The sequence below is a fragment of the Streptomyces sp. x-80 genome, from assembly GCF_046549095.1.
GTDB lineage: Bacteria > Actinomycetota > Actinomycetes > Streptomycetales > Streptomycetaceae > Streptomyces > Streptomyces celluloflavus.
In genome coordinates, this window is the sequence record NZ_JAJPWM010000007.1 from 231,429 (window position 1) to 255,050 (window position 23,622).

General features: G+C 69.6%; 19 protein-coding genes and 2 pseudogenes. 6 read left to right on the top strand and 15 right to left on the bottom strand.

Translation table 11 applies throughout. From position 1 onward, the window contains the following. From ACLJWH_RS16320 to lepA, 3 genes are all read right to left on the bottom strand, one after another. Window positions 1-2,082 (bottom strand): SpoIIE family protein phosphatase, encoded by a 2,082-nt coding sequence (locus ACLJWH_RS16320; RefSeq protein ID WP_411142427.1) that lies wholly within the window; start codon window positions 2,080-2,082, stop codon window positions 1-3. A gap of 341 nt (window positions 2,083-2,423) precedes the next feature. Then, the gene (locus ACLJWH_RS16325) at window positions 2,424-4,313 is read right to left on the bottom strand and encodes an AMP-dependent synthetase/ligase (RefSeq protein WP_411142428.1); all 1,890 of its coding nucleotides are present in this window, start codon (window positions 4,311-4,313) and stop codon (window positions 2,424-2,426) included. Between the two features lie 359 nt (window positions 4,314-4,672). Continuing rightward, a complete protein-coding gene (gene lepA, locus ACLJWH_RS16330; RefSeq protein ID WP_411142429.1) occupies window positions 4,673-6,547 on the bottom strand; it encodes a translation elongation factor 4 in 1,875 nt (624 codons plus the stop codon). Between the two features lie 191 nt (window positions 6,548-6,738). Here lepA and rpsT point away from each other — a divergent pair, with 191 nt between their 5' ends. Beyond that, on the top strand, window positions 6,739-7,005 hold the full coding sequence (gene rpsT, locus ACLJWH_RS16335; protein ID WP_411142430.1) for a 30S ribosomal protein S20: 267 nt from the start codon (window positions 6,739-6,741) through the stop codon (window positions 7,003-7,005). Window positions 7,006-7,547: 542 nt separating this feature from the next. Further along, window positions 7,548-8,408 (top strand): hypothetical protein, encoded by an 861-nt coding sequence (locus tag ACLJWH_RS16340; RefSeq protein ID WP_411142601.1) that lies wholly within the window; start codon window positions 7,548-7,550, stop codon window positions 8,406-8,408. A gap of 599 nt (window positions 8,409-9,007) precedes the next feature. Here the strand turns inward: ACLJWH_RS16340 and holA are convergent. Further along, window positions 9,008-9,991 carry a DNA polymerase III subunit delta gene (gene holA / locus ACLJWH_RS16345; protein WP_381679482.1) on the bottom strand — a complete coding sequence of 328 codons (984 nt, stop codon included), beginning with the start codon at window positions 9,989-9,991 and terminating at the stop codon, window positions 9,008-9,010. A 116-nt stretch (window positions 9,992-10,107) separates the two neighbouring features. Here holA and ACLJWH_RS16350 point away from each other — a divergent pair, with 116 nt between their 5' ends. Continuing rightward, window positions 10,108-10,371, top strand: a complete 264-nt coding sequence (locus ACLJWH_RS16350; RefSeq protein ID WP_411142431.1) for a hypothetical protein — start codon at window positions 10,108-10,110, stop codon at window positions 10,369-10,371. A 165-nt stretch (window positions 10,372-10,536) separates the two neighbouring features. On the opposite strand, the gene ACLJWH_RS16355 is transcribed toward ACLJWH_RS16350, so the two are convergent. The 6 genes and pseudogenes from ACLJWH_RS16355 to ACLJWH_RS16380 all read right to left on the bottom strand — a co-directional run bounded on the left by ACLJWH_RS16355 (window position 10,537) and on the right by ACLJWH_RS16380 (window position 16,021). Then, complete coding sequence (locus tag ACLJWH_RS16355; RefSeq protein WP_411142432.1) at window positions 10,537-11,310, bottom strand: arylamine N-acetyltransferase family protein; 774 nt, start codon at window positions 11,308-11,310, stop codon at window positions 10,537-10,539. Continuing rightward, complete coding sequence (locus ACLJWH_RS16360; RefSeq protein ID WP_411142433.1) at window positions 11,310-11,795, bottom strand: Rrf2 family transcriptional regulator; 486 nt, start codon at window positions 11,793-11,795, stop codon at window positions 11,310-11,312. The genes ACLJWH_RS16355 and ACLJWH_RS16360 overlap by 1 nt, the downstream gene beginning before the upstream one ends. 143 nt (window positions 11,796-11,938) lie before the next feature. After that, window positions 11,939-13,381: an MFS transporter gene (locus ACLJWH_RS16365; protein ID WP_411142434.1), complete on the bottom strand. Its 1,443-nt coding sequence runs from the start codon at window positions 13,379-13,381 to the stop codon at window positions 11,939-11,941. A gap of 47 nt (window positions 13,382-13,428) precedes the next feature. Beyond that, window positions 13,429-14,229, bottom strand: coding sequence for a winged helix-turn-helix domain-containing protein (locus ACLJWH_RS16370; RefSeq protein ID WP_411142435.1), 801 nt, complete (start codon window positions 14,227-14,229; stop codon window positions 13,429-13,431). 695 nt (window positions 14,230-14,924) lie between these two features. Further along, window positions 14,925-15,611, bottom strand: a pseudogene (locus tag ACLJWH_RS16375) (ComEC/Rec2 family competence protein); the annotation flags it as partial. 80 nt (window positions 15,612-15,691) lie between these two features. Next, a complete protein-coding gene (locus tag ACLJWH_RS16380) occupies window positions 15,692-16,021 on the bottom strand; it encodes a DUF4158 domain-containing protein (RefSeq protein WP_411142436.1) in 330 nt (109 codons plus the stop codon). A gap of 220 nt (window positions 16,022-16,241) precedes the next feature. On the opposite strand from ACLJWH_RS16380, the gene ACLJWH_RS16385 reads away from it, so the two are divergent. Both ACLJWH_RS16385 and ACLJWH_RS16390 read left to right on the top strand, forming a co-directional pair. Next, window positions 16,242-16,526, top strand: a complete 285-nt coding sequence (locus tag ACLJWH_RS16385; protein ID WP_411142437.1) for a hypothetical protein — start codon at window positions 16,242-16,244, stop codon at window positions 16,524-16,526. Between the two features lie 469 nt (window positions 16,527-16,995). Beyond that, complete coding sequence (locus ACLJWH_RS16390; RefSeq protein ID WP_411142438.1) at window positions 16,996-18,186, top strand: IS110 family transposase; 1,191 nt, start codon at window positions 16,996-16,998, stop codon at window positions 18,184-18,186. A 9-nt stretch (window positions 18,187-18,195) separates the two neighbouring features. On the opposite strand, the gene ACLJWH_RS16395 is transcribed toward ACLJWH_RS16390, so the two are convergent. The 5 genes from ACLJWH_RS16395 to ureB (ACLJWH_RS16415) form a co-directional block, all read right to left on the bottom strand. Continuing rightward, window positions 18,196-18,438 carry a hypothetical protein gene (locus tag ACLJWH_RS16395; RefSeq protein WP_411142439.1) on the bottom strand — a complete coding sequence of 81 codons (243 nt, stop codon included), beginning with the start codon at window positions 18,436-18,438 and terminating at the stop codon, window positions 18,196-18,198. Between the two features lie 212 nt (window positions 18,439-18,650). After that, on the bottom strand, window positions 18,651-18,911 hold the full coding sequence (ureB, locus tag ACLJWH_RS16400; protein ID WP_411142440.1) for an urease subunit beta: 261 nt from the start codon (window positions 18,909-18,911) through the stop codon (window positions 18,651-18,653). A 19-nt stretch (window positions 18,912-18,930) separates the two neighbouring features. Then, window positions 18,931-19,242, bottom strand: a complete 312-nt coding sequence (gene ureB / locus ACLJWH_RS16405) for an urease subunit beta (RefSeq protein ID WP_411142441.1) — start codon at window positions 19,240-19,242, stop codon at window positions 18,931-18,933. 488 nt (window positions 19,243-19,730) lie between these two features. Next, window positions 19,731-21,692, bottom strand: coding sequence for an urease subunit gamma (ureA, locus tag ACLJWH_RS16410; protein ID WP_411142442.1), 1,962 nt, complete (start codon window positions 21,690-21,692; stop codon window positions 19,731-19,733). An 88-nt stretch (window positions 21,693-21,780) separates the two neighbouring features. Continuing rightward, window positions 21,781-22,062, bottom strand: a complete 282-nt coding sequence (gene ureB, locus ACLJWH_RS16415) for an urease subunit beta (protein WP_411142443.1) — start codon at window positions 22,060-22,062, stop codon at window positions 21,781-21,783. Window positions 22,063-22,371: 309 nt separating this feature from the next. Between ureB (ACLJWH_RS16415) and ACLJWH_RS16420 the strand changes: the two are divergent. Further along, window positions 22,372-23,055: pseudogene (locus ACLJWH_RS16420) on the top strand (transposase family protein). The last annotated feature ends 567 nt before the right edge of the window (window positions 23,056-23,622 follow it).

A 23,622-nucleotide genomic window follows, 5' to 3' on the forward strand; every position in this document is an offset into this window, starting at 1 on the left:
TCACCCCTCCCGCAGCGCCGCCTGGAGCACCAGCATCGCCAGATCGTCGTCCGGCGGTGTCGGGCCGAAGGCGTGGACGGCGCGGTGGATGCGGTCCGCGGTGGCGTCGGCGGCCAGGCCGGTGCAGGCGGCGAGGGCGGTGGCCAGGCCGTCCTCGTCGTCGAACTGCCGGCGTCCCGAGCGGCGCTCGGTGACCCCGTCGGTCACGCACAGCAGCGTCTCGCCGGGCAGGAGGTCGAAGGACTCGCTCACATACGTCGCGTCCTCGACCACGCCCAGCAGCATCTGCGGCGCCGCCACGATCCGGACCGCGCCGTCCGTGCCGAGCACCAGCGGCAGCGGGTGGCCGGCACTGGCGAGGGTGCAGCGGGCGCCGCCCGAGCCGCCGCGGTAGGGCACGATCTCGCCGTAGAGGAGGGACAGGAAACGGGCCTGTTCGCCCTCGTCACGGATCTCGACCGGCGCCTCCGCCCCCGCGCCGGCCGCCGCCACCGCCGCCGCGACCGCCGCGACGGAGTCGGCGGCCTCCCGCGCCATGGTCTTGTTCAGCCGGTCGAGCACCTCCGCGACACCGAAGCCGTCGCGCGCCAGCAGCCGCAGCACGGGACGGGCCAGGCCGGTCACCGCGGCCGCCTCGGGGCCGCTGCCGCAGACGTCGCCGAGGGCGAAGCACCAGCGGCCGTCGCCGGCGTCGAACAGATCCCAGAAGTCGCCGCCCGCCCAGGCGCCCTCGCGCGGTTCGTAGACCACCGCCGACTCCACCCCGGGCACCCGCGCACGGCCCCGGGGCAGCAGCCGGCGCTGGAGAACCTGGCTGATGCGCTCCTGCCGTCGGTAGGCGCGGGCGGTAGCGATGGCGCGGGCGACGCGGCGGCAGAGGTCCTCGATCAGGCCGACCGCCTCGTCGGGGAACCACATCAGACCGGCCCGGCCCAGCATCAGCATGCCGAGCCGGCGGCCGCCGGCCACCAGGGGGCAGGCCAGCGCGGCGCCACCGGGTCCGTACCCGCTCGGTTCCTGCGGCCAGGGCCAGGAGACCGCGGAGCCGTTGTTGGCCGAGCCGGTCACCTGGGCGCCGCGGCCCGCCATCACCGGTGGCTCCCGCTCCAGGGCCGTCCGCAGCGAGTCGATCCGGCTCTCGCAGGAGTGCCAGACACCGGCCAGCCGCTGCGCCTCGCCGTGGCCGCCGCTGCCGTCGTAGAGCCAGACCGCGCACCAGTCGGCGAGCCGGGGCACGATCAGCTGGGCGGCGAGCGCGGCGACCTGGTCGGCGTCGAGCTGGCCGGAGAGCAGATCGGACGCCTCGGCGAGGAAGGACAGGGCGCCCGGGTTGATCCAGTCGGCGGCGGCGTGCCGCTGCGGGGTGGTCCTGCGCACCGCCGGGGCGAGCAACTCGGCGGCGCGCAGACCGCGTTGCAGCATCTGGTCGTCGAAGGAGACCTCCAGCTCCGGCCGGCCACCGCCGCCGGGGGCCGCCACGGCCAGCCGGAACCACACGGTCTTCACGGCGCGGCGGTAGGTGATGCCCCAGGATTCGGCGACCGCGCCGACCAACAGCAGCCCCAGGCCGCCGCTTTCGGACAGCGAGGCGCCCTCGCGGCCGCGCACCGGGCGCGCCGGGTGGTGGTCGGAGACCTCGATGACGACGCCGGGGCGGCCTCTCCCGTCGGCGCCGTCCGGGCCGCCGCCGTCGGGGTCCGCGTCCGGTTCCGGGTCCGCCCCGGGGTCCAGCCGGCAGCGCAGCTCGACGGCGGTGCCTGCGTGCACCACGGCGTTCGTGACCAACTCGCTGACCAGCAGCACCGCTTCGTCCGCGAGCCGGCCGGCGAGGCCCTCGGTGCCGGGCAGATCCTGGGCGGCCCAGTCGGCGAGCGCGCCCCGGACGAACTCCCGGGCGGTGGCGGCGGCCCGCGGGTCCCCGGGCAGGCTGATCCGCCGCGCACCGGCCGGGGCGCCGGGGGCCGGGCCGTCGGCGGCGGTGGCGGGGACACCGGACCGCGCGGCCACGGCACCGGGTCCCCCGCCGGCCGTCGGCCGCAGTGCTGCGATGTCGTGCCGTTGTGACGAAGTCGTCGTCCTCATTGAGCAGCTCCCGAGCAGCTCCGCTACAGCGCCGGATGCGCCGACAACAGAGTGACAGACTGAACGCGGCCATAAGCGACGAGTCACCGAAGTCGGTGGTCGGAACGGGTGGATTCGGCGGCGGCACCCCCAGGGCTGGGGCCCGTGCCCGGTGAAACCGGCCGGGATCGCCTCACCCGCGGCGGCCGTCAAGGCGGCGTGGGGACCGCCATGCGTACGGGAGACCGTACGGACGCATGGCGGCGGGCGGACCGCGGTTCGGAGCGGCGCGCGGCGGTACGCGGCGGCGCACAACAGTGCGCGGCGGCGCGCCGCCGCGCCGCCAGCGTCCCGGGTGGCCGCTACGCCTCCCGCGCCCCCGCGTACATCTCGTCGAGCAGGCCCTTGAACGACCGCTCCACCACCGGTCGCTTGATCTTGAGACTGGGGGTCACCTCGCCGTGCTCGATGTCCAGGTCGCGCGGCAGCAGCCGGAACTTACGGATCCGCTGCCAGCGCTGCAACCCCTCGTTGACCTGCTCGACATAGCCGTCGATCAGCTCGCGGGTCCGCTCGGCGGCGACGACCTCGGCGTACGTCCGGCCCGCCAGTCCGTGTTCCTTCGCCCAGCCCAGGATCGCCGGCTCGTCGAGGGCGATCAGCGCGGTGCAGAAATTCCGGTTGGCGCCGTGCACCAGCACATTGGAGACGAACGGACAGACCGCCTTGATCCGGCCCTCCACCTCCGCCGGCGCGATGTACTTCCCGCCCGAGGTCTTGATCAGGTCCTTCTTGCGGTCGGTGATCCGCAGGAAGCCGTCCGCGGACAGTTCGCCGATGTCGCCGGTGTGGAACCAGCCGTCCGGCTCCAGCACCTCGGCGGTCTTCTCCGGCAGACCGTGGTAGCCCTGCATGATGCCGGGGCCGCGCAGCAGGATCTCGCCGTCCTCGGCGATCCGCACCTCGGTGCCCGGCAGCGGTTTGCCGACGGTGCCGATGCGGTACGACGCGCCGGGGTTGACGAAGCTGGCGGCGCTGGACTCCGTGAGGCCGTAGCCCTCCAGGATGTGGATCCCGGCGCCCGAGAAGAAGTAGCCGATCTCCGGTGCGAGGGCGGCCGAACCGGAGACCGCCGCCCGCAGCCGGCCACCGAAGGCGGCCCGCAGCTTGGCGTAGACGAGCGCGTCGGCGACCTTGTGCTGGGCGGCGAGCGCGAACGGCACCGAGGCGTTGCCGGTGTGGCGGAAGTTGTCCTGCGAGACCTTGGCGTACTCGCGGGCCACCCCGGCCGCCCACTGGAAGATCTTGTACTTCGCGCCGCCGCCCTCCCGGGCCTTGGCCACGACGCCGTTGTAGACCTTCTCGAAGATCCGCGGCACGGCCGCCATGTACGTGGGCCGGACGACCGGCAGATTCTCGATGATCTTGTCGACCCGGCCGTCCACGGCGATCACATGGCCGACCGAGATCTGCCCGGCGGTCAGCACCTTGCCGAAGACGTGCGCCAGCGGCAGCCAGAGGTACTGCACATCCTCCTCGGTGACCAACCCGGTCCCCTGGATCGCCCGCGCCATGTACGACCAGCAGTCGTGCGGCAGCCGGACGCCCTTGGGGCGGCCGGTGGTCCCGGAGGTGTAGATCAGCGTCGCCAGCTGGTCGGCCCGGAGCGCCGCGATCCGCTCGGTGACGCAGTCCGGGTGCTCCGCCAGGTAGGCGGCGCCGCGCTTCTCCAGCTCGGCGAGCGAGAGCACCCAGTCCTCCGGGTCGTCCGCCGCGGGCCGGGCGTCCGCCTCGGCGATGACCACCACATGCGTCAGCTCGGGCAGCTCCGCGCGCCGTTCGCGGGCCTTGGCGAGCTGTGCGGCGTCCTCCGCGATCAGCACCCGGCTGCCGGAGTCGGCGAGGATGTAGGCGGTCTCCTCGGCGTTGGTGCTGGGGTAGACCGTGGTGGTGGCGGCACCGGAGCAGAGCACGCCGAGGTCGGCGAGGATCCATTCGACGCGGGTGCCGGAGGCCAGTGCCACCCGCTCCTCGGGCCGTACGCCCAGCGCGATCAGACCGGCAGCGATGGCGAAGACCCGCTCGGCCGCCGCCGCCCAGGTCAGCACCCGCCAGTCGTCCGGGCCCGCACCGGCGGCGGCCGGGACCGGATAGCGGTACGCCTCACCCTCGGGCGTGGCCTCGACCCGCTCCAGGAAGATGGCCGCCACCGAGGGTGGCCGGCTTTCGATCAGCGTGTGGGTGTCCGTCACGGCATCCTCCGGGGCCCGCTTCGTTGCTGGTGACTCGCGAGTAACCTATGCGCAGAGATCAGACTAGAGCCCGTCACGCCACCGCGTAAGGGCCTGTGGCCGACGGGTTCGCGAGGCGGCCGGGGCGATAGATGTGCGCTCCATACACCTCATCCGCCGGAGCGCCGCACCCGTCGGCCGGCGCACCCGAGCCGCGAACCGCAGCCGGTGGCCACGGACCGGGCGGCAGCCGGTGTCCGCAGAGCGGGCCGGGCCGGGTGAAGCCGACGGGGCGCCGGCCCCATGGGAACCGGCGCCCCGTCGGCGGCACGGCGGAACACCTGCCCGGTGCCTCCGCCGTCGCCTCTCGTTCTGCCTTACTACTTCTTCGCCTTGGAGTCGCCGTCGGAGTCCGAGGACAGCACCGCGATGAATGCGTCCTGCGGCACCTCCACGCTGCCCACCATCTTCATCCGCTTCTTGCCTTCCTTCTGCTTCTCCAGCAGCTTCCGCTTACGGGAGATGTCACCGCCGTAGCACTTGGCGAGGACGTCCTTGCGGATGGCGCGGACCGTTTCCCGGGCGATGACCCGGCTGCCGATGGCGGCCTGGATCGGCACCTCGAAGTTCTGCCGCGGGATCAGCTCGCGCAGCTTGGCGACGAGGCGGACACCGTAGGCGTACGCCTTGTCCTTGTGGGTGATCGCGGAGAACGCGTCGACCTTGTCGCCGTGCAGCAGGATGTCGACCTTGACCAGGTCGGACGTCTGCTCACCGGTGGGCTCGTAGTCCAGCGAGGCGTAGCCGCGGGTCTTGGACTTGAGCTGGTCGAAGAAGTCGAAGACGACCTCGGCGAGCGGCAGGGTGTAGCGGATCTCGACGCGGTCCTCGGAGAGATAGTCCATGCCGAGCAGCGCACCGCGGCGGTTCTGGCACAGCTCCATGATCGCGCCGATGAACTCGCTCGGCGCCAGGATCGTGCCCCGGACGACCGGCTCGTGCACCTGGTCGATCTTGCCGGTCGGGAACTCGCTGGGGTTGGTGACGATGTGCTCGACGCCGTCCTCCATGTCCACGCGGTAGACCACGTTGGGCGCGGTGGCGATCAGGTCGAGGCCGAACTCGCGCTCCAGGCGCTCGCGGATGACCTCCAGGTGCAGCAGGCCCAGGAAGCCGACGCGGAAACCGAAGCCGAGGGCGGCGGAGGTCTCCGGCTCATAGACCAGGGCGGCGTCGTTGAGCTGGAGCTTGTCCAGCGCCTCGCGCAGCTCCGGGTAGTCCGAGCCGTCCAGCGGATACAGACCCGAGAACACCATCGGCTTGGGGTCCTTGTAGCCGCCGAGCGCCTCGGTCGCACCATTGTTGAGCTGGGTGATCGTGTCGCCGACCTTGGACTGCCGGACGTCCTTCACACCCGTGATCAGATAGCCCACCTCACCGACGGACAGACCGTCGGCGGACTTCATCTCGGGCGAGTTGGTGCCGATCTCCAGCAGCTCGTGCGCGGCGCCGGTGGACATCATCCGGATCCGCTCGCGCTTGCGCAGCGTCCCGTCGACCACCTTCACGTACGTCACGACACCGCGGTACGCGTCGTAGACGGAGTCGAAGATCATCGCGCGGGCGGGCGCGTCCTTGACGCCGACCGGGGCCGGGACCTCGCGGACCACCTTGTCCAGCAGCTCGGGCACACCGACGCCGGTCTTCGCGGACACCTTCAGAACGTCCGCCGGGTCGCAGCCGACCAGGTTCGCCAGCTCGGCGGCGAACTTCTCGGGCTGCGCGGCCGGCAGGTCGATCTTGTTGAGGACGGGGATGATCGTGAGGTCGTTCTCCATCGCCAGGTAGAGGTTGGCGAGGGTCTGGGCCTCGATGCCCTGGGCGGCGTCGACGAGGAGGATGCAGCCCTCGCACGCGGCGAGCGAGCGGGAGACCTCGTAGGTGAAGTCGACGTGGCCCGGGGTGTCGATCATGTTGAGGATGTGGGTGGTGCCACTTTTCTCCTCGCCCTCGGAGGGCGCCCAGGGCAACCGGACCGCCTGGGACTTGATCGTGATGCCACGCTCGCGCTCGATGTCCATGCGGTCGAGGTACTGCGCGCGCATCTGCCGCTGGTCGACGACACCGGTGAGCTGGAGCATCCGGTCGGCGAGCGTCGACTTGCCGTGGTCGATGTGCGCGATGATGCAGAAGTTACGGAGGAGAGCCGGGTCGGTACGGCTCGGCTCCGGCACGTTCGTAGGGGTCGCGGGCACGCAGGGTCCATTCAGTGAACGCGGGTAGGCGGGACAAGGGTGTGACGTCTCCCCCATGGTCCCATGAGCGGCGGGCTTGGTCCGGTTTGGGACGCCCGAGGCGCTGCTGGTAGCCTGGTCCACTGCGCTTCGTGACCCTCAGGGGTACGCGGCGCAACTCGAAACTCCAACGAACCTGAAAAGGCTCTTTCGTGGCGAACATCAAGTCCCAGATGAAGCGGATCAAGACCAACGAGAAGGCTCGGCAGCGCAACAAGGCTGTCAAGTCGGCTCTGAAGACCGCGATCCGTCGCACCCGCGAGGCTGTGGAGGCCGGTGACGTCCAGAAGGCCGCCGCCGCCCAGGCCATCGCTGCCAAGTCGCTCGACAAGGCCGTCAGCAAGGGTGTCATCCACAAGAACGCCGCCGCCAACAAGAAGTCGGCGCTGGCCAAGAAGGTTGCCGGCCTCCAGGGCTGATCCGACCTTCTTCTACCGCACCACCCCCGCCGCCAGGGACTCAGCGGCCCCTCTCTCCGCTCCCTGACCGGTGCACCACCGCGCCGCACACGGCCTGCGTTCGCCACGCGGGTGCGGCGCACCCGGCTCGACCGGCGTAATCCGCCGAAGGAGCCCGAACGCTTGACACGAAGGCCCCGCCTCCGCCCTTCCCCAGGGCGAGCGGGGCCTTTGTCATGGACGGGCACCGGCGCGACGCTCGCCGGGGACTCGGGGCGGGAGCTTCCTCGGGGCTCGGTCCCCGTCGCGAGGCGGGCCGCTCGCGGGGCGGGGACCTACGGTCACGGGGCGGTGCTTTCGTCACGGGACAGTGCCCTCGTAGACGGGCGGCCCGCGCCTTCGCGTTGTCGCGTTGTCGCCGGACAGGCAGCCACCGCCGAGGGTCCGTTCCCCGCACGATCCGCTACGCTGCGTCCATGTCAATACCGGGGGATCAGCCGGGGGATCAGAACAATCCTTACGCACAGCCACAGCCACAGCCACAGCCCAATCCGTACGGCCAGATGCCGCCCGTGCCGCCGAACCCGGTGCCCACGCCCCAGCACCTGGCACCCGCACCGCTGAACCCGTACGGACAGCCGGCCCCACCCCAGCCCCCCGGCGGATACGGCTATCCGGCGCCGGGCCTGCCGCCCATGGGAGCTCCGGGCGGTACGGGCGGTACGGGCGGTACGGGCGGTACGGGCCGGGGCGTATCCGGGTGGTTGTGGGCGATCGGCGGCGTGGTCGCCGCCTCGGCGATCTGGGCCTCCGTGATGTTCGCCACCGGCAGCTTCTCCGCCGGGTCCGGCCCCGACCTCGCCGGCTACGCCTACACGGACGATCTGTGCGCGGCCACCTCCATGACGCCCTTCACCGACGCGCACTACAAGCCGACGCAGAACACCGGTACGGCCGCGAAGGACCCCAATCCGCAGCACAGCGGTGCGCAGCAGACGACCATCGACTCCATGTGGTGCAACGTCGGGCTGACGCAGGAGAACGCGAGCGCCACCGGCTACTCCTCGACCTGGGTCTACAACGCCGTCACCCTGCACAAGAAGGCCGACCCCGCACCGGAGTTCGCGGACCTGTACCGCTCGTACGAGAAGCAGGGGATGTCGGTCGGCTACAAGGTCGATCAGGTCGAGGGCCTCGGCGACGAGGCGTATCTGGTGACCCGTAACGACGCGGGCAGCACCAGCGGCTCGTATGTGATCCTCGCCGTCCGGGCCGGCGGGCTGACGTATCAGTCGACGTGGTCGAGTTACGCCACCAGCACCACCGCGGGCAAGCAGCCGACCAGCGACGAGGTGGCGCAGATGCTGAAGTCCAGCGCATCGGAGACGCTCAAGCACCTCCGGCGGGGTGGCGGGGCGCGGTAACGGCGGGGAGCGGTATCGGCAGGGCGCCGGTGGCGGGTGTGCGGTACGGCGGACGGTGTCGCGGCGGTCGGACAGCGGGGCTCGAAGGGTGCCGACGAGCGTCACCGGCCGTCGGGTATGCGGTGCGGCGTGGAGGGTGCTTCCCGGCCAGTGGCGACGTCCGACGTGGCGGCCGGGGTCAGGCCGGTGGTCGGGGTTGCGGATGGGGGCCGGGCTCGGCGTGTCCTGGCCCGCCCTATGCCCCCATGGATATGTCGCCGCTGGTCGAGGGCGTGTTCACCCCACTCGGCCGGGCCCCCGGATGCCGGTACCTCGACGCCGTGGGCGACTCCCGTACGGCTGGGCGGGGCGGCCGTACTGGGGGGACGATCCGCACCCGGTCCCCTGGCCGCGACCGCGAGGACCGCACGTTCTGGAGATTGCCTCAGGTGTGCAGCCGAGGACGCCGGCACCATGCGCCCCGGGCGGCGGGACCGGTGGGTGAAACGGGTAACGGACAGCCGGTCAACCGGCCTGTGCCCGACCTGTGAACGCAGACACGGCGCCTGAACAGGCGAGTTCACCGGCCTCGCCCCCGATTCCCGGCGGTCCGGCCGAGGTCAGCGGGAGCGGGCCGCGCGGGCGATGGCGACCACGGCCTTTTCCAGGGCGTATTCGGGGTCGTCGCCACCGCCCTTGACGCCCGCGTCGGCCGCGGCCACCGCCAGCAGCGCCGTCGCGACACCGTCCGCCGTCCAGCCGCGCATCTGCTGCCGTACCCGGTCGATCTTCCAGGGCGGCATCCCCAGATCGCGGGCGAGGTCGCCGGGCCGGGCGCCGCGCGGGGCGGAGGCCAGTTTGCCGATGGCACGGACGCCCTGGGCGAGCGCGCTGGTGATCATGACGGGTGCGACGCCGGTCGACATCGCCCAGCGCAGCGCCTCCAGCGCCTCGGCCGCGCGGCCTTCGACGGCGCGGTCCGCGACGGTGAAACTCGATGCCTCGGCCCGGCCCGTGTAGTAGCGCGCGACGACGGCCTCGTCGATCGTGCCCTCGATATCGGCGGTCAGCTGCGAACAGGCCGAGGCCAGCTCGCGCAGATCGCTGCCGATCGCGTCCACCAGTGACTGGCAGGCTTCGGGGGTCGCGGAGCGCCCCACCGCACGGAACTCGGACCGTACGAAGGCCAGCCGGTCGGCCGGCTTGGTCATCTTCGGGCAGGCCACCTCGCGCGCACCGGCCTTGCGGGCGGCGTCCAGCAGGCCCTTGCCCTTGGCGCCGCCGGCGTGCAGCAGCACCAGCGTGATCTCCTCGGCGGGCGCGCCGAGATATCCCTTCACGTCCTTGATGGTGTCCGCGGACAGGTCCTGGGAGTTGCGCACCACCACGACCTTGCGCTCCGCGAAGAGCGAGGGGCTGGTCAGCTCGGCGAGGGTGCCGGGCTGCAACTGATCGGAGGTGAGGTCGCGCACATCGGTGTCCGCATCGGCCGCACGGGCGGCCGCCACCACCTGCTGCACCGCGCGGTCCAGCAGCAGGTCTTCCTGGCCCACCGCGATCGTGACGGGGGCGAGCGGGTCGTCGTTAGCTGTCTTCCTGGCCATCGCGTCCAGCATCCCACGCCCCACTGACACCGCCGTCCGCGACGGCGTACGCCATGGTGCCCGGCCCGCCGACGCCCTCCCGGACACCCGTCGGCGCCGTCCCGGACAATGGTCCGGTGAGCGAAGCACGACACGTACGGCACGTACGACATGTACTGGTACTGCCCGACCGCGACGCGGCGGAAGAGGTGGCCGAGGCGCTGGCCGAGCAGTTCGGCGTCACCGAGGAACCCCAGCTCGTACGGGACGCGCTGGCCGGTGAGGACGACGCGGAGGACGCACAGTGGCTGGTGGTGGTCGAGGACCCGGACGGTGCCTGCGACCCGACGGGACTGGACGGGCTGGCGGCGGAGTACGAGGGGTGGCGGGAGGCCGAGTGAGCGGCGGCCCTCGGCTACCGGCTGACGTCGGGGCCGGACGGCGGGCTCGATACGTCGGGCCCGGACAGTGGGTTCGATACGTCGGGCCCGAACAGCAGGTTCGATACGACGGGGCCCGGACAGTGGGCTCGCTCGTCCTGACGTGAGACCCGCTCGTCCTGGCGTTCAGCTCGGGTGCGCGTCCAGTTCGGGTGCGCGGTCCAGGGTGATGCCGAAGCGGGTGCGGTAGGCGGGGAGAACCTCGGCCTCGCCCAGCTCGCGTTCGTCGCGGGTGCCGTCATCCGCGGTGATCACGAGCGTACGGCCGGAGAGGGTGACCCGGCCCGTGTCGGTCAGCAGGGAGCAGACCAGGGACCGGGTGAAGTGGGACGCCGGCGAGGTCCGGTTCCACCAGCAGCCGACCTCGAAATCGGCGAGGGCGCGCGGGCGTTGTTCGAGGCGGTACTGCGGGGCGCCGTCCCGGAGGATGTCGAGGTCGCCCTCGGACGTCTCCACGACGCGGAAGACACCGCCGGGGTCGGGCTGGTCGGCCCGGCTGTCCAGGCGCAGCGGGTAGTGGCTGTGCTTGCCGAAACCGACGTCCGCCAGCCATGGCCCGGTGGGCGTACGGACGCGCAGCGCGAGGTGGTCGTACGGGATTCCGGGGCCGTCGGGGCCGAAGACACGGGCGGACAGCAGCTGCACGTCGTAGCCGAGAGCGGCGAGCAACGCGGCGAAAGCGCCGTTGAGTTCGTAGCAGAAGCCGCCACGACGGGCACCGACGATCTTGTCCAGCAGCGGCTGTTCGGCGAGCACGATCTCCTCACCGAGGTGGATGGAGAGGTTCTCGAAGGGGACGGTCCGCAGATGGCTCAGATGCAGCGTGCGCAACGCGTCGGCGTCGGGTGACGCGGGACGGGCGGCTCCTATTCGGCGGAGATAGGCGTCGGCGGTGTCCATCAGTCGTGCGTCCTTTCCGAAGCGAGTCGACGGCGGGTGCGGTCCGCCGCCGGTACAGGGGTGGCGGCCATGATGTCGGCGACGGTCCGTGCGGCGAGTTCACGACGCCAGACCGGCTCGCCCTGGCGCATGGCCGTCGCAATGCCGCCGGAGCCGCCGAACTCCCGGCCGTACGCCTCGGCCCCGGCGCCCTGACGGCGAATCCCGGTGCAGCGGAAGGCGTCGGCCGGGCCCTCGGTCGCGGCGACGACATCCACGAGCGTGCTCCGCTCCGGCGGACGCGCCAGCCGGAAGCCACCACGCGTGCCAGGGGCGGACCTCGGGACTCCGGTGCGTACGAGTGCCCGGAACCGCTTGGTCAGATACGGCGCCGTCAGCCCGAACGCCCCGGCAGGCCACACCGCCGGCATGGCCGCCTCCCCATCCAGCCGGGCCGGCATCACACAACGGTGCAGGCCCCACTCGACGCCGTCACTCAGCCTCATGTTCTGGAGTCTATATATCCAGGTTCGAATGTTCGGTTTGGTGAGAGTTGGTCCGGGGTGGGGTATCCAGGTCGGGGCTCCCAGGGACGCCGTTCGCCGGCGGGAGGCACCGGGCAGCGGATACCGGCGGGTGCCGGCAAGTGTCACCGGCGGCCGTCGGGTATGCGGTTCGGCTCGGGGGATGCTTCCCGGCCGGTGGCGGCATCCGGCGTGGCGGCCGGAGTCAGGCCGGTGGTCGGGGTTGCGGATGGGCGCGGGGATGGGGATGCGGGTGTGGGTGGGATGACGGCCGGGAGTGAGGTGGTCGGCCGGTTCGGGAGGGTGCGGATGCGGGGCACGGGCGAGGGCAGGAGCCAGAGGAGGCAGAGGATCGCGCCTGCGGTGGCCGTCCAGAGGGTGGGACGCAGGCCGAGGGTCGTGCCGAGTGCGCCGCCGGCCAGGGCCCCGAGCGGACGGAACCCGTGGTTCAGGGTGCGAGAGGCGCCGGTGATCCGGGAGCGGAGCGCATCGGGCATCAGCGCGGCCGACAGCGAGTTGGAGGAGATGTCGACGAACATCATCCCGACGGCGGAGAGGAATTCGGCGAGGAAGAGCAGGGCGATGACCAGCCAGGTGGGCCCGGCGGCCAGCGGGACGAGCAGCAACGGGACGGTGAAACCGGCGAACCCGACGAGGATGACCGGACCGACACCGAGGCCGCGGATGACCCGGCCGGCGAGGGCCGCGCCCATGAGGCCGCCGATCGCCCCGGCACCGAGAACCGCACCCAACAGACCCGCACCGAGGCCGAGTTCAGTGGTCGCGTAGAGCACGAAGAGGGTCTGGAACATGAAGTTGAAGAACTGCACCGTCCCGGAGGCGGCGAACATCGCACGCATCGCGGGATGCCGCAGCACCCAGCGCAGTCCCTCGGTGGCATAGCCCTTGGCCGGCGGCGCGGGTGGGGGCTCGGCGGGCGCTATTCGGGCCAGCAGTAGCCCCGAGCAGAGGAAGGTCAGCGCGTCGGCGAGGAGCGCGAGCGGCGCGGAGAGCAGTTGGACGAGCAGGCCGCCCGCACCCGGCCCGCCGACGAAGGCCATCGCGCGGCTGCCGTTGAGGAGGGTGCTGCCTGCCACCAAGCGGTCCGTGGTGACGAGCGAAACGAAGACGGTGGCGTTGCAGACGTCGAAGAGGACGGTGAGCGTGCCGACCGTGAAGGCGACCGCGTAGAGCTGGGCGAAGGTGAGGACGTTCAGGGCGTAAGCGGCGGGCAGCGAGGCAACCAGGAGGGCGCGCAGCACATCGCTGACGATCATGACCCGTCGTCGGCGGGCCCGCCGGTCGGCCCACGCACCCGCCGGGAGGCTGAACAGCAGAGCGGGCAGCAGTTCGGCGGTCTTGAGCAGGCCCATGTCGGCGGCGTCCGCATGCAGAACGAGGACGGCGGCCAGCGGGATGGCGATCAGGGATACCTGATCGCCCATGAGAGAGACGGCTTGCGCGGTCCAGTAGCGGCGGAACACGCGCTCGCGCAGCAGCTCGGGGATGGCCGGGAAACGTAAGAGCCGTGCGGGGCGTGGCGGGTGTGCGGACCGGGGGGAATGCATGGACTGCGGGCGAGGCGCCGGAGGTGAACTCCGCGCGCCCGGGGGCCTCATGAGGCGTCCTCCCCGGATCCGGAAGAGCACACCTCCCGAGGTTCCGGAGGGAACACATCCTGGGAGCCCGGACGGCCCGCCTCCCCGGGTCCCGCAGATGAGCACTCCCCCGGGTCCGGAGAAGCGGCATCCGCGGTGCCGCCATGACGGACGAAAGCGACCCGCAGATAGCTGACCAGCCGCGCGTCGGCCGGTCGGGTCTCCGGGTCCGACAGGCGCGACAGGTACGGTGCGAGCAACTCGGTTACCCGGTCGTCGAGTTCGGTGAGTTCGTCGGCCGTGAGGTAGAGCGAGACATCGCCGAACTGCTCGGCCTCCTGCCAGGCGCGGGGCAGGGCGTGACGCCGCTCCAGGGCGCGCGTCATCTTGGCGTAGTAGTTCTCGGCGACCGCGATGTTCAGGGCCGCGGAGGCGTCGGCCACGGCCGGGTCGTCGGAGTGGTTCGGCCAATCGGTGAACTGCGCGGTCGCCCGCCACGGCTTCTCCCGGCCCCGGCCGCCCTCGGCCTGCTGCACCAGGTCGTACTTGGCGAGCATCCGCAGGTGGTACGAGCAACTGGCGACGGACTCCCCGGTCAGCGCGGCCGCGCGGGTGGCAGTGAGCGGACCTTCGTTCCGCAGCAGGCCGACCAGCGCCATGCGGGTCGGGTGCGCGTAGGCCCGCAGGGCCCGCGGGTCGGACAGCCGGGTGCGGTCGGCGAACGGGTCCGTGGGCGGTTCGCCGGGCCCTCCGGGCGGCGCAGGGCACCTGGACAGTTCCGGACATTCGACATCGCGACGCTCCACGGGCTTGGACATGGTGTAAAGATATCTTTAGAAAGGTTCCTTTACAAGGCTCGGAGAGCGAAGACGGTGAACGGAGAGACGGTGGGCGAGCACGACGTACATCGCATCCGGGCGGTGGACAAATCCGGACATCGGCCGGGGAAAGCAACGTGGCGGAGAACAACTCGACTCCCCTTTCCGGACGGTGGCGTACCTCGGCAGGCATACGCGCCCCGAAAGCACGCACCGCCGGCGAAGCTCTGGCATTCCCGGACAGATTCCTGACGCCCAAGCCCTCCCGCTCGGCCATGGAGACCGTGCGGATGTGCCGTCACGCGTTCTACGTTCTACCTCCGACGCCCGACGCCCGACGCCCGACGTCCGACGGGCAGAGCTTGCCGGGCGCCGTATGCGGCCCTGTGGCGGTGGCCGCCAACGCGACCGCTGCCGGCGCGGCGGCCCGCGGCGCCGCGCGGACCACGGCGGCCGGCGCGGCGGGCCCCGGCTCGGCGGGCCCCGGCTCGGCGGGCCCCGGCTCGGCGGGCCCCGGCTCGGCAGGCCCCGGCTCGGCAGGCCCCGGCTCGGCAGGCCCCGGCTCGGCGGAGCTCGGCCCGGTGGGCCGCGGCCCCGCCCCCGTCTGCGCCATCGCCGCTGGTGTGGTTGCCACTGGTTCGTCGGCCCCGGACTCGGTGGCCTCCGTCCTGGCTGCCGCGGACCGTCGTGGACAGCCGCTCCGGAGTGCCGAGCAGTGCGATGGAGCCGTCGGTGTCGGTGCGCAGCACCTTGGCGCCCTGGGCGCGCAGCGCCGCGATGGTGCGGGGTGCCGGATGGCCGTACGGGTTGCCCGCTCCGCAGGAGATCAGTGCCAGGCGCGGTGCCAGCCGGTGCATCAGCTGCGGGTCCTGGTGGGCGGAGCCGTGGTGCGCCACCTTGAGGATGTCGACGGAGCCCAGCTCCGGGTGAGCGGCCAACAGGGCCTGCTGTGAGGGCGGTTCGAGGTCGCCCAGCAGGGCGAGGGTGAGCCCTGCCGTCCGGACGAGCAGCGTCACGCTGGCGTCGTTGGGGCCGCGGATGAACGGCGAGGGGAAGGAGTCGGTGGGTGAGCCCTGCGTCGTGGGGTCGGATGGTGCGGAGGGGGCCGGCGCGGTACGGGGTGGCGGGATGGGGGCTGATGGAGTGGTGGGGGGTGGTGGTGTGGCCGGGGCGGGCGGCCAGAGGACTTCCCAGGTGAGCGGGCCCAGGTGGCGGCGCTCCCCCGGTACCGCATGGATCACCGGCACCCGGGCGGCCGCGGCGTGACGGTATACGAACTCGGCCTGTCCCGGCGGATCTTGAAGGGTGGTGGTCTCGATCGCGCCGACCGACCGGCCGCGCAGCACGCCGGGGAGCCCGTCCACATGGTCGGCGTGGAAGTATTCTCCACATTCCGCATGTCTCATGAGACACAGTGCTCAGTGGTGCAGCGAGCGAGAGGCCACGGAACCTCATCTTCCCGTCAAGGGCCTTCGATATCGCCCTGAGACATCACGATCGCTTCAATTGAGTGACGCAGATCACGCTCGGGCTTGCGGTTCCCCAGCCTTTGCACGAGTGGACCGACGGTCACGGGGGCCCAGCACGGGCCACGGGCCAGACGCATCTTGGGAAACCGGCCGCGCCAGGTCAAATACTTCAGCTGGACGGCGAAGCCCAGCCTCGTACTCCCGGTCTTGTTCCGTAACCAGCCCGCCTCGTCGCCGGACAGGGTGAAGTGGTCCATCACCCCGTCCAGACCCAGATCCCGTCCCGCTGCGCAGCCCTTTCCCTCCGCCCCCGTGATCAGCATTCGGGCTGGACGGTAGAGCGAGCGCTGTACAGCGGGCGCGGGTATCAGCGAAGTGCTCCGGCAGGGCCGGGTGGCCTGGTACAAGTCTGGTGCGGTTCATTGAGGTCGGCCATTTAGAGCAACAGAGATTGACACACGAGGTGCTCTTCAGGAGTGTTTACCGAGTCAGCCATGCCAGCTCCAGGCGGAAGGCGGAAGGCGGAAGGCGGAAGGCGGAATGATGTCATACCAGATCCAGCACGCGCTCGCTGATAGTGAGGGCTCCCTCAACCCGACAGCCAACGCAACTGTCGTTGCACCCGAGGGCCATGCCATCACTGGCGGAGGGTTCTCCATCACGGGTGCACCAGCGAACTGGTCGGTTCGTGTCATCAGGAACGAACCCGTCTGTGAGGCGGTCGACGGCCTCGAGCATTGGGCATGGGAAGTATCCGTGCAAGGTGAGCAATCGGTTCCGTACAAGCTGAATGCTTACGCCGTCTGCACCCCCATCGACGCCAGCTGATCCATCCGCCTTGCCCGAAGCGCAGGCTCTGCCGTCACCGCACTGAGCTCTTCCTTTACCGCGTGTCGAAATGACTGTCGTACGCGTCCATCCGGGCGGGAAATCGCCGCATGTCAGGGCGGCCTTCACCTGATCCTGTGTTCCGAATCAAGAAACACACAGGACCAGCACGAAGACCGTGGATATGAGTGTGCTGCAACGAGACGCCGAACGGGACGCGTTCGCCCGGGCGTCACACTTCCCTACGTTGTTCTGCGGGACGTGGTGAGCCCTTCGTATGGTTGACCCGCCCAGGGGCGTCGGGTGTGGCTTTCACGCTTCTGCCGCTTGTGGCTTCCCCGGATTGGCCACCCGACGCCCCACGACGACTCGGCTGCCAATTAGGAATTGCGAATGATCGCTCCGTAGGGAATCGACAGCGAGGTCGTCCGTGGGAGGCACCAGCAGCACACCACACGGAAGGCATCACATGGCCGCGATCTGGGCCGGCATCGACGCAGGCAAGACCCACCACCACTGCGTCGCGATTGACGAGAGCGGCCGACGGCTGCTGTCACGACGCGTCGCTAACGACGAGCCCGAACTGCTCGAACTCCTTGCCGACGTACTCGCCCTGAGCGAAGAGGTGACCTGGGGGATCGATCTGGCCGACGGCGGGGCCGCCCTGGCCATCGCCGTCCTGCTCAATCACGATCAGCCGGTGCACTACATTTCCGGCCGGGCCATCCACCGAGCCTCGGAGGGCTACCGCGGCGAGGGCAAGACCGATGCCAAAGACGCGGCTGTCATCGCGGACCAGGTCCGCGTCCGTCGCGACCTTCACCTCTTACGCGTCGGCGACGAGACCGTCACCGACCTCAAGATCCTCACTAACCGGCGCATGGACCTGGTCGCCGACCGCACGCGCGTCGTCAACCGGCTTCGAGCCCAGCTCACCAGCATCTTCCCCGGTCTGGAGCGTGTGCTGAGCCTGGTCAATATCGGCCCGCTGATCTTGTTGACGGGCTACCAGACCCCGGGCGCCATCCGCCGGATCGGCGCCAAGCGGCTGGAGACCTGGCTGCGGAACCGCAAAGTCACCCGTGCTGACCGGCTCGCCGAGAAGGCCGTTGAGGCTGCCGAGCGCCAGCACACCAGCCTCCCTGGGGAGAAGCTGACTGCCCGGATGCTGCATACACTGGCGAAAGAGGTGATGGACCTCAACCAGGAGATCGACGAGCTCGACAGGCTCATCGAGGCCCGGTTTCGCGACCACCACACCCTCGAAGTGGTCACCAGCATGCCCGGCCTGGGCATCATCCTCGGTGCCGAGTTCCTGGCCGCCACCGGTGGTGACATGAGCTTCTTCGGCACCCCCGACCGCCTCGCCGGCTTCGGCGGTGTCGCACCCGTCCCCCGTGACTCCGGCAAGATCAGTGGCAATCTGCGGCGCCCCCAGCGATACAACCGCCGGCTCCAGCGAGTCTTCTACACCTCAGCGATGTTCAGCATCCGATACTGCGCGGACTCGCGACGGTTTTACGATCGCAAGCGGGCCGAGGGCAAGAGTCATACCCAAGCGGTCCTCGCCCTCGCGCGCCGCCGCGTCAACGTTCTGTGGGCCCTCCTGCGCGACGGGCGGCGCTATCAGCCCGTGCCCCCCATCCCTCTGGCAGCTTGACAAACATCATTAGGAATCCGGGACATCTTCTACGGCTGCCTGACCGTGCGGAGCGATGCGCTCTTCGGGCTCACGGATGCGTTGCTGTGCGGTGACCTCGCCAATCGATCTGACGTTGGTGGCCTGTTGAGCGACACTGAAGATGTGCAGGATGGCGACGTGCCGGTTGTCGACGGGACGAGGTGAACCGACCCCGGCGGCCGTCAGACCGCCGGGGTCGTCGTGGCCACGCGGTGTCGTCTTCGTCGTCACTCTGTCGCGGCGGCTCCTCCGGAACACGGACGTTGGCCACCACGGTGTCGCGGTGGACATCCAGCCCGGCACAGCGTCCGACGGCCTTGCCCATGGCTCCCCCCACGGCTGTCGCAGGTATCGGGAGCTGAGCCCTTGAGGCTGTTGACGAGCCTGGACAGACACACACCTTCGATGCCTGGCGGGTCTTCCGGTGAGCCTCTCAATGGTTCTCAGGGGGAAATCTCGACGAGCGAGATGGTCCAGGCCTTTCCAGGATCGATTAGGTACAGGTCGCCGGCCGGGATGTTCGGCCGGAAACCTCGCGCCTTAGCGCGGTCGAACTGCAGTGCAGGACTGGCCTCGAAAATATGAAGGTGCGATCCGATGGCGATGGACCGGTTGCCGGTGTTCTGGACGCCGACTTCGATGATCTCGCGGCCCGTGTTGAGGGTGATGTCGCCGTCGGCGTAGATGATTTCGCCTGGGGTCATGATGTCTCCCTAAGTTGCGTTACGAGTCCTGAGGGTCGGATGCGGCTGTCAGTTGTGGCTCTGAAGAGGCTCTCCCGGCGAGTCTGACGAGAGTGATTTCCTTCAATTCTCCGGGCTCGAAGCGCATCGCGTCGCCTGCTGGAATATGGAGTCGATATCCCCGGGCGTCGGGGCGGAAGAAGTTCAGTTTGATGTTGGTTTCGAGGAAGTGGCAGTGTGATCCGATGGTGATGGGCCGGTCACCGGTGTTGGCGGCGTTGAGGGTGACGGTCTCGCGGCCTGCGTTGAGGGTGATTTTGCCGTCGGCGTAGACGATCTCACCGGGGATCATGGTGTTCCCTCCTTGAAGGCTTGAGATTGTGATGTCGCTCAGATCTGGGGGTGACGCGTGACTCTCGGTGCTGCGGAGAGTGACCTTTCCGACCTGGTCAGACGGGTCGTCTCTGGAGTGCTCGGTGCTGTCCCCGTAGCTCGCCGGAGGAGCCAGCGGGCCGCCGTTACCGGATTTGCTTGCCCGGTTCTGGCTGACCCGTGGTTGATGTCGCATGGCTCGCGGTGTCGAGGGCTGCGGGCCTGTGGTGTCCTCGGCAAGTGTTCATTGCCGAGGACACCGCTTCCGCACCCGGGCCCGGAGGCCGGACGTGTCGTTCTGCGCGGGGGAGGGGTATGCCGGGGCATGTGGGGTGTGGTTGCTGTTGTGGTGTGGGCTGTTCGCTGACAGGTGGCCGGGTTGGGTGATTCGGGGGTGTGCTGTGGTGGCGGGTGGGTGGTTGGCGCGTGTGGTGCGTCGGCTGGTCTGTCCTGCGGTGCCGCTGAGTCTCAGCGGATGGGCTCATGGACTGTGACCACGTGGGCGCCGTCGGGGAATCCTCCTACGACGGCCACTTCCGTGAGCATGTCCGCCACACCATCGATGACCTGGGCGCGAGTCAGCTGCGTGGCCCCTTCCTGCATAAGTGTTGCGACGGTTTTGCCGTCGCGGGCTCCCTCGATCACGAAATCCTCGATGAGTGCATACGCTTCGGCGACGTTGAGCGGGACGCCGCGCTCCAGACGCCTGCGAGCGTTCGCGGCATAGCTGTCGTCGGCGGGCGGGTCGTAGCGCTGAGCCAGCGCAAGGTGGTCCTTTGCCGGTTCGCATGTCAGCAGTTGGCCGTCGGCCCGCACCTCGTACGTCTCGGGGTCGACCGTGATCGTGGGTGTGGCACTGTTGTGGATCATGCTCGCGCGGGAGATGCCGCCGCGGGTATTCTCGGCGGTCAGGGGGTCGTGGCGGAGTTTGAGGGGGTCGAGTGCGCCGCTGTCGAGTGTTGCCTTGTTGCAGAACACGAAGCTTGTGTCGGTGCTGAGGGGGGTGTCGCCGGCGAAGGTGACGGCTGCTCCGCCCTTGAGGACCATGACGGGGGCGACACCGAAGGACTGTGGTGCCCACAGCACCAGGTCAGCGACCTTGCCCTTCTCGACCGAACCCACGTGTTTGGCGATGCCGAAGGCGATGGCGGGGTTGATCGTGTACTTGGCGATGTACCGCTTGACGCGGAAGTTGTCGTTCCCGTCGGAGTCTTCCGCCAGCGGGCCGCGCTGCTTCTTCATTTTGTCGGCGCTGCGCCAGGTGCGGCGGGGGATCTCGAAGTTGGTGAACGGGAGCACGGTGCTGCCGGTCATCATGGAGATCGCACCGAGGTCGTGCAGGATGTCGATGGCCGCGATCGTTTCCTTACGGATGATGCTTTCCGCGATTGCGACGGCCTCCGCGTTGCTCTTGTAGCGCTGGATACGCGAGAGGACCGGATCAAACATCGCCACTTCCGTGTTGGCGCAGTAGGGTCTGGCGGTGACGCTTGAGCCGCCGATGACGTTCGGCTTTGCGTTCAGGATGCGCAGGAGGTCGGGGGCGTGGCCGCCTTCGTAGCCGTCCAGGTCCGGCACGATGCAGGTGCGGCCTTTCAGGGCGGCGATGGTGTCTTCGACGTGGCCGGTCTCGTTCATCGTGTCGGGCACGAGCACGGCCGCGGCATCGAGTCTGTCGGCCTCGGTCAGGAAGCAGTCGATGGAGGCCGGGTGGGCGCCGCGTACGTCGTGGTTGAGGAATCCGCCTACGCCGTTCCTGGCCTGGTCGGTGAACGTCCCTTCTGGCTTCGAGGTGTTGCCGGAGCCCAGCAGGAGGAAGTTGATGGGGGCGGCGTCCATGGCGTCCAGGAACCTGTGGGCGTGCCAGCTGCCGGGAACGGCGCTGCTCAGGCCTGATCCGGTGCCCGGGCCGCTGCCTCCGCCGATGAGCGTGGTCACACCGGATTCGATCAGTGCGCGCAGGAACGGCTGTGAGGGGACATGGACGTTCGAGGCGATGGTTCCGGCGGTGACGATGGCACCGGCCGCGTCGATGACCTGTGTTCCAGGCCCGACCACGATGGTCACATCGGGCTGGATGCCGGGGTTGCCGGCCTTGCCGATCGCGGCGATCCTCCCGTCCTTGATAGCGAGGTCGGCCTTGACGATGCCCCAGTGGTCGAGGATCACCACGTTCGAGAGGACCGTGTCCACCGCCCCCTTCTCGCGGGAGTGCTGGCTCTGGCCCTGACCGTCGCGGACGACGCCACCCACACCCAGCGTCAGCTCCTCCCCGTAGGTGGCGAGGTCTTTCTCGATTTCGATGATCAGGTCGGTGTCGCCGAGGCGGATCCTATCGCCGGTGGTGGGACCGTAGCGGTCGCCATACTGCTGGTGGGTGAGCGTTCTTTCGGCTCTGGCATCGGGCGTTTCCGCCGGGTTGCTTGTCACAGCGGCCATACCTTTCCGCGCCACACGGCACAGACAGAAGGGGGATGGAGGAGACGATGAGGCTGAGGGACGCGGCGGGACGATCCGACTACTCGACCCCCCTGGCTCCAGCGAGCTTGACGAAGATCACTTGCTTCGTTTGCCCGGGCTCGAAGCGGAGGAGGTCGCCAGCCGGAATGTGCAGTCGATAACCTCGCGTCTCATCGCGGAAGAAGTCCAATTTAGGGTTGGTTTCGAAGAAGTGGCAGTGGGAGCCGACCGTGATGGGCCGGTCACCGGTGTTGTGAACGAGGAGGCCGAGGGTCGGGCGGCCCGCGTTGAGAGTGATTTTCTCGTTGTCGTCGACGTAGATGATCTCGCCGGGGATCACGGTGTCTCCTTCTCCCGAGGTTGGGCCGTGCTGTCTGCTCGGATCCCATTCACCGAATGCGACCTCAAGGTGTTGACGGCTGTGCCTGCGGCGGCCTTGGCCTGCGGCCGCCGCCAGTCGGGCGAGCACACCCGCCACGGCTCACGAGGGCACAAACCGCACACGCACCGCCGCCTGCGCGAGGCTGGTGCCGGCGTTTCATGAGCACGGTTCGCGGCTGTGCCGGAATGCTCCTTGCGACGATCTCGCTGCCGGCCACCAGCTTCCTGGGCAGACCAACCAGCGCGCCGTCCGTTTCATCGTCATGCCCTGCGATACCGCCTGCAACTCGATCCGGTCGTTCGGGGGGATGTCCCGGACGAGCTCGTCGAGCACGTCCGGTGGCTGTTCACGCCCGTCGGCGTGAACGGAAGTCGCCCTGGCGGAAGCTGGGTTGCTTCAGGCAGGCTCTCCTGGTGCTGGCGCATCCGCAAAGGAACGAGACGTTCGCGCAGGCCGGGGCCGGTTTCGGGTGTCTGGGTCCACGGCTTGGCGGTACGTCGGCGGACGCTCGAACTCCTCGCTCGCATCGCAGCGGCCGAGCCGCACTCCTCGCAGGAGCGCACGCAGCACGGGATGAACGTGCAGGTCATCGACCATCCGGAGGGGATCCTCTGGGGTTCTCGCGCGCTGCCCGGGCGGACGCGCGACCTGGCCGCTGCCCGCGCGCACGGCATCGTCATGCCTGCCTCCCCGGCAGATCCTCGTCCTCGCCGACCGCGCCTGCCAGGGTGCTGGCGCCACCTTCCGCACCCCGTACCACGGCCACCGTGGACTTCCGGGCACTGCCAACGTTTCAACCGTGTCCATGCCCGTCTGCGAGCCCTGGGCGAGCGCGTCTTCGCCCGGCTGAGTGCCTGGCGCATCCTCCGCCGGGCACACTGTTCAACCAACCGCATCAGCCGTATCGTCACCGTCGTCCGCACCTTCCTGACCTGCGAGAATTCAGGATGAGAGAGACTCGCTGAGACCCGGGTTTCCGAGGCGGCCGGGGCCGGGGCCTGGGCCATTCTGGCCGGGCAGGTCGAGGCCCTGGTCGAGCAGCTGAGCGACTCGGCGGATGCCGCCGGTGCCCCGCCGGCCCCCGCTGGCCGGGGAGGGCGGACTCCTGTAGCAGCTGTCCAAGGCCCGGCTGGAGCGGTTCAGGGCCCCGGGACGAACACGACACCCTCGTGGATCTTGAAGCGTAGAGAACTCCATGATCCCAGGGGCCGTGTTCGTCTGCTTCCGGGGACCGGCACCAGCCGACTCAAGATCGGGTGAGCCGGGCATACGCCGGGCCCTAGGGTGAACCCGTCACCTCACACGGCAGTGATCACCACGGAAGAATCGAGGTTGAGGTTGCAGATGTGAAAGAAGCCGCACACACTGGGTTTAACGATGTTCCGCTATCTATAGAAGTGTGTTGGGTTCGTAAGGAACCGGCTCGCCAGTCCGCGGAGCATCATCATCGGCGGCCGATGAGCGGCCGCGCATACAGCATCGCGGCAAGCAGCACGGTCATCGAATTCTCCACTGGCG

Coding starts and splice junctions, on each gene's coding strand:
- ACLJWH_RS16320 (WP_411142427.1), bottom strand. CDS start 2,082: ATGAGGACGACGACTTCGTCACAACGGCACGACATCGCAGCACTGCGG.
- ACLJWH_RS16340 (WP_411142601.1), top strand. CDS start 7,548: ATGCCGCCCGTGCCGCCGAACCCGGTGCCCACGCCCCAGCACCTGGCA.
- holA (WP_381679482.1), bottom strand. CDS start 9,991: ATGGCCAGGAAGACAGCTAACGACGACCCGCTCGCCCCCGTCACGATC.
- ACLJWH_RS16355 (WP_411142432.1), bottom strand. CDS start 11,310: ATGGACACCGCCGACGCCTATCTCCGCCGAATAGGAGCCGCCCGTCCC.
- ACLJWH_RS16360 (WP_411142433.1), bottom strand. CDS start 11,795: ATGAGGCTGAGTGACGGCGTCGAGTGGGGCCTGCACCGTTGTGTGATG.
- ACLJWH_RS16365 (WP_411142434.1), bottom strand. CDS start 13,381: ATGCATTCCCCCCGGTCCGCACACCCGCCACGCCCCGCACGGCTCTTA.
- ACLJWH_RS16370 (WP_411142435.1), bottom strand. CDS start 14,229: ATGTCCAAGCCCGTGGAGCGTCGCGATGTCGAATGTCCGGAACTGTCC.
- ACLJWH_RS16380 (WP_411142436.1), bottom strand. CDS start 16,021: ATGCTGATCACGGGGGCGGAGGGAAAGGGCTGCGCAGCGGGACGGGAT.
- ACLJWH_RS16385 (WP_411142437.1), top strand. CDS start 16,242: ATGTCATACCAGATCCAGCACGCGCTCGCTGATAGTGAGGGCTCCCTC.
- ACLJWH_RS16390 (WP_411142438.1), top strand. CDS start 16,996: ATGGCCGCGATCTGGGCCGGCATCGACGCAGGCAAGACCCACCACCAC.
- ureB (WP_411142440.1), bottom strand. CDS start 18,911: ATGACCCCAGGCGAAATCATCTACGCCGACGGCGACATCACCCTCAAC.
- ureB (WP_411142441.1), bottom strand. CDS start 19,242: ATGATCCCCGGTGAGATCGTCTACGCCGACGGCAAAATCACCCTCAAC.